Below are 8,055 nucleotides of genomic sequence, written 5' to 3'. Positions count from 1 at the left end.
CTGAACCCGAAGGGAGGTTCCCTCCGTTGTAGCAAGTGGCGTGGGATTAAGGGGGGTGATTTTAATCACAGCTAACCACTTTTCAAACAACCTCTAAGAAAATTTGGTGCAGGTTCGCAAAGAAATGGTATATAGCGGTTACTGCATGGGTAAGGTACAGAAAAAATGATTAACCACATATAAAGACAGATACAAGGTAGAACATGGCAATGGCATGTCCCTACCCGTGTACCTCATTCAAATGAGAATAAGGAGTTTTAGCTTAAGTTGACACCAATGAGCTTTTTTTGTTCCCTTACTAAAGGCAGTATTCATCCACCTCTAAGACTCAGAATTATTAATGGTGCGGCTATTACAAAGATTCATCGCCTTTTCTACTCCCTGCTTGAGGCTTAGTTCAATACACTCAACCACGAACTGAAGTACGAGAGACATTTGCTGATTTTCGGCTGCGGAAAATCGCCCCAACACATGGGAAATAGTATCAGAATCATCATTATTAGCTGCACCTTTCGGTTTACCAATACCGATTCGCAAACGGGGAAAGTTTTGGGTACTAAGATGTGCGATCGCACTTTTCATGCCGTTATGTCCCCCAGCCGAACCAGATAACCGTAAGCGAGTTTTTCCCAAAGGCAAATCCATATCGTCATAAATCACCAGCACTGACTCAGGCGGCAATTTATACCAACTTGTCACCGCTTGTATTGACTGTCCTGAGCGATTCATATAAGTTAACGGCTTTAGCAAGCGAATCTTACCTCCACCTGGGGCCATACCCTCACCATACTCACCTTGAAACTTGCGGTTTTCTGCTAAGGGAATTCGCCAAGAACGGGAGAGACTTTCTAAAGCAGCAAAGCCGATATTATGGCGTGTTTGGTCGTATTTAGCTTCTGGATTCCCCAACCCGACAATTAGTTGTGGAATCACTAAAGCTGGTTGTGTAACAGCTTCTGTCATTTTGCCTACAGTCTAATTGATATGCAGCATCCTAGCTAGGTTGGGAAGAACTAGCAGTATCTTGCTCAGATTTAGCAGATTCGATTTGCTTCGGTTCCAATTCAGCAGTAGTTTTTACAGCTTCTTCTAACTGTTCTGCTTCTTTTTGAAACTCGTTTTGAAACTCCTTGGAAGCTTCTTGGAAACTACGAATTGTTTTGCCCACACTCCGACCAATTTCTGGCAGCTTCTTTGGGCCAAAGATTAACAATGCTACTACCATAATTACAGCCATTTCCGGCAGACCGATACCAAATATATTCATTTTTGTCTCCTGTAAACTATAGAATCACTATAGAAACTCACATATTATGTAGTCTACTCAATAGTTAGTGTGAACTGAGCGTTAATAAAAAAACCCGGAGGAACCGGGTGTAACTTAACTTGTTATCCAAACTTGATAGCTATGTATTCGTTAGCGTCCTAAAGTCCGCCAATCGACAAGTACATCCTGAACCAACAGTGATTTATTGTAAAGTTGCAGAATAATCAGCAGAAACACTAAAAATAGCGCCATAAAAACAGCCATCACAGGGGTAGTACCCCAACCTGGAGCCACTTTCCCATACTCAGAGTTCAGTGGTTTCAGGATATCTCCCAACCTAGTCCTTTGTGCCATAGTTCACCTAAGATTACTTGCCAAAGCTTTTTTTAATCTTCTGTAATATTCTATAAGAATAGCACTCATAATCTATCCCTCAATTATGGAACCCGCAATAGTTCTTAGTATTTCTGTGGCTGCCGTGGTGGTTGTCATCACCGGACTGTCGATTTATACCTCTTTTGGCCCTCCTAGCAAGCAATTGAACGATCCGTTTGATGATCACGAAGATTAAAAGAGTTAGGAGTTAGGAGTCAATGCTAGTAAAGCTTGACCTCTCTCCTAAAAGGAGAGAGGCTTTGAATCTTACTCCCCAACGCTAGTAGGGAAGGGCTGGGGGTTAGGTCTATATTGACTCATTCGAGCCTGGGATTAATCGCTGGAATTACCTTGAAACTGGCGATTTTCCAAGGCTGTATCGTCAAGATTTGTTGCTGGCATGAGAATTCAGTACTAGAGGAACGCTCTAACAAATCTACTGTATCTCCTAGATTTAACCCTATATTACTTTGCAAAGATAACTCGGCTGTTTCTCCGTGACATTCATAACACCGCAGAATTAACTGCTCTGGATCATCCTCAGATGGCTTCAAGGCCATTAAGATTAAATTTTCAGCTGATAAATCTAGAAACTTCACCCCCAACCCCTCTTTGCTAGCAAAAAGGGGAGAATTTTTATGTGGGTTTTGATTAACGGGATTTAATAGCACTTGCAACGGTATATTCAATTCATAGCCACGCCGTACCGTATGGGCTGATTCCCAGCTACCAACATGAGGATACAAGGCATAGGTAAATTCATGCCAACCTCTATCAGCCTCTGAGTCTGGCCAATTAGGACTGCGTAGAAGTGTCAAGCGGAGTTGATTTGGTTTGCTGTCGTAACCGTATTTACAATCATTCAGTAAACTGACTCCGTGAATACCCTCCTGTGATTCTGCTGTTAAATCAGCCCAACGCAAAGCGGGAACTTCCCATTTTGCTTGTTCTGCGGGGGTTTTTGGTTTAGTTGGGCGGCGAATCGCGCCACAGGGAATTTCATAAGTAGCAAAGTCTGCTTCAACATTCAGAGGAAAAGCAGCTTTCACCAATACATGATTTTCTTGCCAATTGACGGTAGTAGCTATGTTCAGCAGAGGTGAACCAGCTTGCAGAATATAATCTTGGCAAAATTCCGATTCACCCAACTGACGCACCACGCGCACACGACTTTGCACTGAACCTTCTTCTAACCACTGAATAGATTGAAGATTTGTTGAAGGTAAGGGATGCTGGGCATAATTGGGGTCAATATTCCAAGCATCCCAATATTGATCACTGTCTTTAAAAGCTTGTAGTTGATTCCCCGCCCCACTCAAAACTTCTCGTTGATAAGTTTTGTCAAAAACACTTGATAAATCTCCGGTGTCAGGATCAATGACAACTCGCAAGAATTCATTTTCTAAAATCCAGTCTGGGAGGAGTGGAGGGGATGGGAGAGATGTAGCTTTAGCTTCTTGCAGGGTGGGGGATAAGGGAGAAAGCCAAAATATGCGGTAGCCAACGGGTGGAATTTCGGTAGCGAGAAATAGTAGGGTTGATTGTTCAGATAATTGGGAGACGAGTTGCTTTCCAGAAGCATCGTAAATCTGCCATTCTTGGGTAGCTGTTGCTGGCGTAGGTAAGGCTACAGAGACTACCTCAGAACGCTGCCAATTGAGAGAATTGAAAACGAAAATAGGCAAACTATCAGATTTTGGTGGTTCTGATAGGGTAATGTGAGATGCGATCGCTAAAAGTGATTCCTGTAATATCTTCGTTCCCACTTGTTCGACTTGTTGCCACTGGGGCAACGCATCCAGATAAACTTGGGTAATTGAAGAACCAGGTAAAATATCGTGAAACTGCTGAAATAACACCAGTTTCCAAGCTGCTTCAATTTCTACTTTGGGATATCTCACACCACAGCTTACAGTTGCCAAGGTAGCAAATAGTTCAGCTTGATACAATAAATTTTCACAACGACGATTCCAACGTTTTTGATCTGCGTGGGTAGTGTAGCAACCGCGATGGAATTCGAGGTATAGTTCGTCATTCCAGATGGGGAAGGAAGGGGAAGCAGGGAAAGCAGGGGGGGATGGGGGAGAATCATAACTTCTGCCTTCTTTGCGGATTTGCTGTAAATACTTTTCAGCCGTCGTAAATTCTAAATCTGGGAAGAAAGGTGACTTTTGCCAGCGTCGGGCGGTTTCTAACATATCACGCGTGGGGCCGCCGCCGTGGTCGCCGACACCAGGAAGCCACAGAGATTCTGGTAAACCAGTTTGGGTTTGCCATTCAAGAGCATAAGATGCCATTTTAACTGGGTTAATGCTTTCACCGATAAGTGCAGACATCAAACTAAAGACTTCGCACCCGTCAGGCGATCGCCACCAAAAAGCCCCATAATCAAACTTAGTAGTATCATTCCACCGCAACTTCTGCGTGACAAAATACTCAATTCCGGCATTAGCGAAAAACTGCGGTAAAGTTGCACAAAAACCAAAACTATCTGGAACCCAAACTATAGTTGAAAGCTTACCGAATTTTTCTTGAATGTAACGCTGACCATACAATAGCTGACGGACTATTGATTCACCAGCAATCAAGTTGAGTTCCGGTTCCACCCACATTCCGCCAACAACTTCCCAACGTCCAGCAGCTACCTGTGCTTGAATTGCCTCAAATAAATCCGGGCGATGTTCCTCAATCCAAGCATAAAGTGCCGGAGTCGAATGACAGAAAATTAACTCAGGAAAATCTGCTTGCAACTTCAGAACCGACTCAAAAGTTTTTTGCGCCACATTCCAAGTTTCACTCACAGGCCATAGCCATGCTAAATCTAAATGAGCATGACCCAACAATAAAATTTTAAATTTTAGATCGTACCTTTGGTGATCTGACAGCGCAACTTGGATTTTGGATTGAATTAAATTTTGGCGTAAGGACAAAAACGATTTTACCAACTCTCCTTTCTCTTCCTTGGCGTTCTTGGCGTCTTGGCGGTTCGTAACCTCCCCCACCATCGCCGCCAAAACATCCAACTTCTCCGGCGCAAACTTTTCCAAATAAAGTTGCACCACAGCTAACTCATCAGCCACAAAACCCGGATCGGGATTATTATCATCAATAGACTCATAAACTAGGAGCGATCGCACTAAAGCACCATCACTATGTCCCGGACTCACTAACCGCAAAGCAACAATAAACTCTTCCCCTGGCGTCACCCCTTGACTGATCAGCACTCTAGGCGAACAATCAAATAAATCACCCTCCAGCACTAACTCCCCATTCACATAAATCTCAGCAGAATCTGCCCACCAAACCAGCGCCAGCCGCAAAGATAACCCAGCTAAGGGATAGCCCTGTAAATCTTGAGGCACTACCAATCTTTGCACTAGCCATAGTACTTTTTTTCCGCCTGTCCAAGTAATATGTTCTTGAGCATTCAATTGAACAGGTTGCCAATGAGACAAATCAGCAGTTACAACATCAGTAATAATTAGGTTAGATTCCTGATACAGCCAAGTAAACTGAAGATTAACTTGACAAAAAGAGCGCAGTTGCTCAATTGCTTGTGAGATTAATTTGGTATGAGATTGAGAGACATTCGGGGTCATATTTTCGCTAAAATGAGGTGTTGGTCGTTTTTATTGTTTGGCGCGAGTCTCACAACTTAACAAGACTTGAACTAAAAAATTACTACTATGTCTTCTGGTTCCTCTGGGCGTTATCAAAGCAAACTATTTAACTTTGTCCACCAGCAATCTCGGCGGGTGACAGAACAGTGGGAACACACCTTTCGGCATTTGCAAGTTGCCACCAAGTGGGGTGTGGAAGTACTACTTTACCCAGTGTATCTACTGTTTCATTCATCTGAATCATCTGGCAAAACACTACATACCAAAGAACCACATACTAGACTAAAGTTACAACCAAATGATACTGATTTCCAGCCCGAAATGCCAAATGTTGATATTCCTATTCAACATGTACTAGAAACTGTCCATTATCTATCAGATGATGAAGCCGCCTCTACTCCTGCAAAAACAGTTGAACCTTTCAATCCCTTAGCTTTATTAGCAGTTTTTCGACTGAAATTCATTGATAATAAGTCGAGAAATAACGCTAATCTTACTCAATCATTAAATATTACAGAGAATAAAGCTGGAGTTCTCAACCCTTCACAGCAAGAGAATGCTCTCAAGCAGCATCTTCCAGTAATACAGGGAATTGCCACAGATTTGATGAATCGCAATTTAATACTTGTTACTGCCAATAATGAAATTCTAGATATTTTAACACCTCAACAGCAGGCAAAATTAGAAGACAGAATTATTAACGAAGTTGCTAATTATTGGCAGTCTTTTCTGCGAGACGCTGCGCGTATCCCTACGCGTAGCGTTCCGTTGGCGCAGCCTCTCCAAGAGTTGGAAAGGCGGTTGAGCGAAGCTGAAAAAGAAACTGAATTACTACCACAGATTGACCAATTATTAGCAAAACTCACTGACGGAAAGACAGCCAATATTCCAGCTTTAGCTGAGGGGATACCAAAAGAGTTACTTAATACAAATAGATTATTAGCATTTCTAGATATAGCCGTTGCTAAGTTGGAGTCAAATGCTTTAGTACCTGTGCAAGAACGTAGCCAGGGAATTGTCCAAGTTGCCCAAACTCAGTTAAACATATTTCTTTATGGCAAAGAGCAATTAGTTAGTAGGGGAGAAGTTGCACCTAATACTGATGCTTTGGAGACTCATACACTGAATATTCATGCTTTGATTGAGGGGGCACTTAATTACTTTTTTGGTGTTGGTACTAGAAAAACACTTGAGTCAAGAACTAATGATGATAGATTGCCAGGTAAAATATTACCATCACGCTTTAAAAAGGTTTTGTCTAAAAGCCGTCAGTTGGAAAAACAGGATTTAACAGATGATCCTTGGCTAACGTGGAATGATTTATTTGGTGATACCGAAACAGTTACTGACGATCCAGTTACACTTTCTCAAAAGACAAATCCTGCTTTAGCTCCAAATTTATCAGTAGGGCATTTTCCAGAAGATAATTTGAGTGTAAAACAACCTAAAGTCGGATCTGGCTTGGTGCGAAGGAAACAGCCAACTAGTGTTCTTGGTGCAAGTCGAAAAACATCTGGAATCGCCTCTACAACACAAACCGAAACCCGCATTTATCAAACTAGAAGCGATCGCAAAGGGGAAGTTTTGCAACAGCAATTACATCAAAGTAGTCAAGTTGAGGCACAGCCAGATTGGATAGAAACCAAAGCAACTCCAACAGGCTATGAGAAGCACCCCTTAGAACAACTTCTAGAATGGGTTGATTATGTTATGGTTTGGCTAGAAGAAAGATTTGTAAATATTTTTGAGTCGTTACGGCAGCTATGGCGGAGGAAATAAGCAGATATACTACTGCTAAGGATAATCTTCATCAACTCAGGTAAGGAAATCTCAATATTAGTCATAGCTTGAGAGTTCGGGTGGGCTGATTTTATCTGCTACGCTACCAGTGCGATCGCATCTACTTCTATCAAACAGGCGATCGCATATTAAAATGTAGAGTCAATTATTTACATTATCTGCAATACCTTTGTCAGAAAGGTGTGTTTAACTTTTTGCGGAAATAGCGCAAGACAAGTGTGTGCTTAGGCTATTAGGTAAGTTATCACCACTTTAGGAGCCGTCACCGTGAACGTAGAAACTGTGGTTACTAAAGTCGCGATTTTTCTCTTAAAGTCGCAATTTCTCTTTTAATATCACGATTTTTCACTTAAAATCACGATTTTTCACTTAAAATCACGATTTTTATCTTAAAATCACGATTTTTCACTTAAAATCACGATTTTTCACTTAAAATCACGATTTTTATCTTAAACTCATGATTTTTATCTTAAACTCACGATTTTTATCTTAAACTCACGATTTTTTTCTTAAACTCACGATTTTTTTCTTAAACTCACGCTATTTTGCAGGACTTGGAAGATACAGAATAGACCTCTTGCATAAGTCGAATAGACCCCCCTTAATCCCCCCTTATAAAGGGGGGAAACTTGAAATCTTGCTCCCTCCCCAATACATACGGGGAGGGTTGGGGAGGGGTGATTCAAGGATTTTTGCAAGAGGTCTAATATAAAGTTTAAGTTTACACTAGTGACAGAGGTGCGCCCCTACAATCGATTCATTTGTTGCAAAGATTTTTGCGATCAGCCAAAAAAAGGCATCATCCAGGTTTACTCTATGTCAATCCTTGTAAATTGACAAAGGTATTGTTATCTAAAAAATATGTTGCTGAAGATTGAGAATTATTTTCAACCAAAATAGGTTCTCCCTTTACTCCTCCACGGGTAAGAGTACAAATCTTATAAAAGTTTTCACACTCAAAGATTGCTAAAACTAGCTCTTTCCCTGTTTGGT

General features: G+C 41.6%; 6 protein-coding genes. 2 read left to right on the top strand and 4 right to left on the bottom strand.

Annotation, left to right across the window (positions count from 1 at the left end):
• Positions 1-321: 321 nt before the first annotated feature.
• The 3 genes from pth to psbH all read right to left on the bottom strand — a co-directional run bounded on the left by pth (position 322) and on the right by psbH (position 1,621).
• On the bottom strand, positions 322-963 hold the full coding sequence (pth, locus tag V7K35_RS07010; RefSeq protein WP_335077479.1) for an aminoacyl-tRNA hydrolase: 642 nt from the start codon (positions 961-963) through the stop codon (positions 322-324).
• 31 nt (positions 964-994) lie between these two features.
• The gene (locus V7K35_RS07005; protein WP_335077477.1) at positions 995-1,267 is read right to left on the bottom strand and encodes a TatA/E family twin arginine-targeting protein translocase; all 273 of its coding nucleotides are present in this window, start codon (positions 1,265-1,267) and stop codon (positions 995-997) included.
• 150 nt (positions 1,268-1,417) lie between these two features.
• Positions 1,418-1,621: a photosystem II reaction center phosphoprotein PsbH gene (gene psbH, locus V7K35_RS07000; RefSeq protein WP_298917766.1), complete on the bottom strand. Its 204-nt coding sequence runs from the start codon at positions 1,619-1,621 to the stop codon at positions 1,418-1,420.
• A gap of 85 nt (positions 1,622-1,706) precedes the next feature.
• Here psbH and psbN point away from each other — a divergent pair, with 85 nt between their 5' ends.
• Entirely contained in the window at positions 1,707-1,838 is a 132-nt protein-coding gene (gene psbN / locus V7K35_RS06995; protein WP_273765903.1) for a photosystem II reaction center protein PsbN, read from the top strand.
• A gap of 121 nt (positions 1,839-1,959) precedes the next feature.
• Here the strand turns inward: psbN and V7K35_RS06990 are convergent, their stop codons facing one another.
• The gene (locus tag V7K35_RS06990; RefSeq protein ID WP_335077475.1) at positions 1,960-5,241 is read right to left on the bottom strand and encodes an alpha-mannosidase; all 3,282 of its coding nucleotides are present in this window, start codon (positions 5,239-5,241) and stop codon (positions 1,960-1,962) included.
• 87 nt (positions 5,242-5,328) lie between these two features.
• On the opposite strand from V7K35_RS06990, the gene V7K35_RS06985 reads away from it, so the two are divergent.
• Positions 5,329-7,041 carry a hypothetical protein gene (locus V7K35_RS06985; RefSeq protein WP_335077473.1) on the top strand — a complete coding sequence of 571 codons (1,713 nt, stop codon included), beginning with the start codon at positions 5,329-5,331 and terminating at the stop codon, positions 7,039-7,041.
• The last annotated feature ends 1,014 nt before the right edge of the window (positions 7,042-8,055 follow it).

The organism is Nostoc sp. (assembly GCF_036917275.1).
Taxonomy (GTDB): Bacteria; Cyanobacteriota; Cyanobacteriia; order Cyanobacteriales; family Nostocaceae; genus Nostoc.
The sequence above is the reverse complement of the archived record's forward strand: the minus strand, read 5'-3'. Positions and strand labels throughout refer to the sequence as shown.

Bases quoted from the DNA above. Each gene is read 5' to 3' on its own strand.
- pth (WP_335077479.1), bottom strand. From the start codon at position 963: ATGACAGAAGCTGTTACACAACCAGCTTTAGTGATTCCACAACTAATT.
- V7K35_RS07005 (WP_335077477.1), bottom strand. From the start codon at position 1,267: ATGAATATATTTGGTATCGGTCTGCCGGAAATGGCTGTAATTATGGTA.
- psbH (WP_298917766.1), bottom strand. From the start codon at position 1,621: ATGGCACAAAGGACTAGGTTGGGAGATATCCTGAAACCACTGAACTCT.
- psbN (WP_273765903.1), top strand. From the start codon at position 1,707: ATGGAACCCGCAATAGTTCTTAGTATTTCTGTGGCTGCCGTGGTGGTT.
- V7K35_RS06990 (WP_335077475.1), bottom strand. From the start codon at position 5,241: ATGACCCCGAATGTCTCTCAATCTCATACCAAATTAATCTCACAAGCA.
- V7K35_RS06985 (WP_335077473.1), top strand. From the start codon at position 5,329: ATGTCTTCTGGTTCCTCTGGGCGTTATCAAAGCAAACTATTTAACTTT.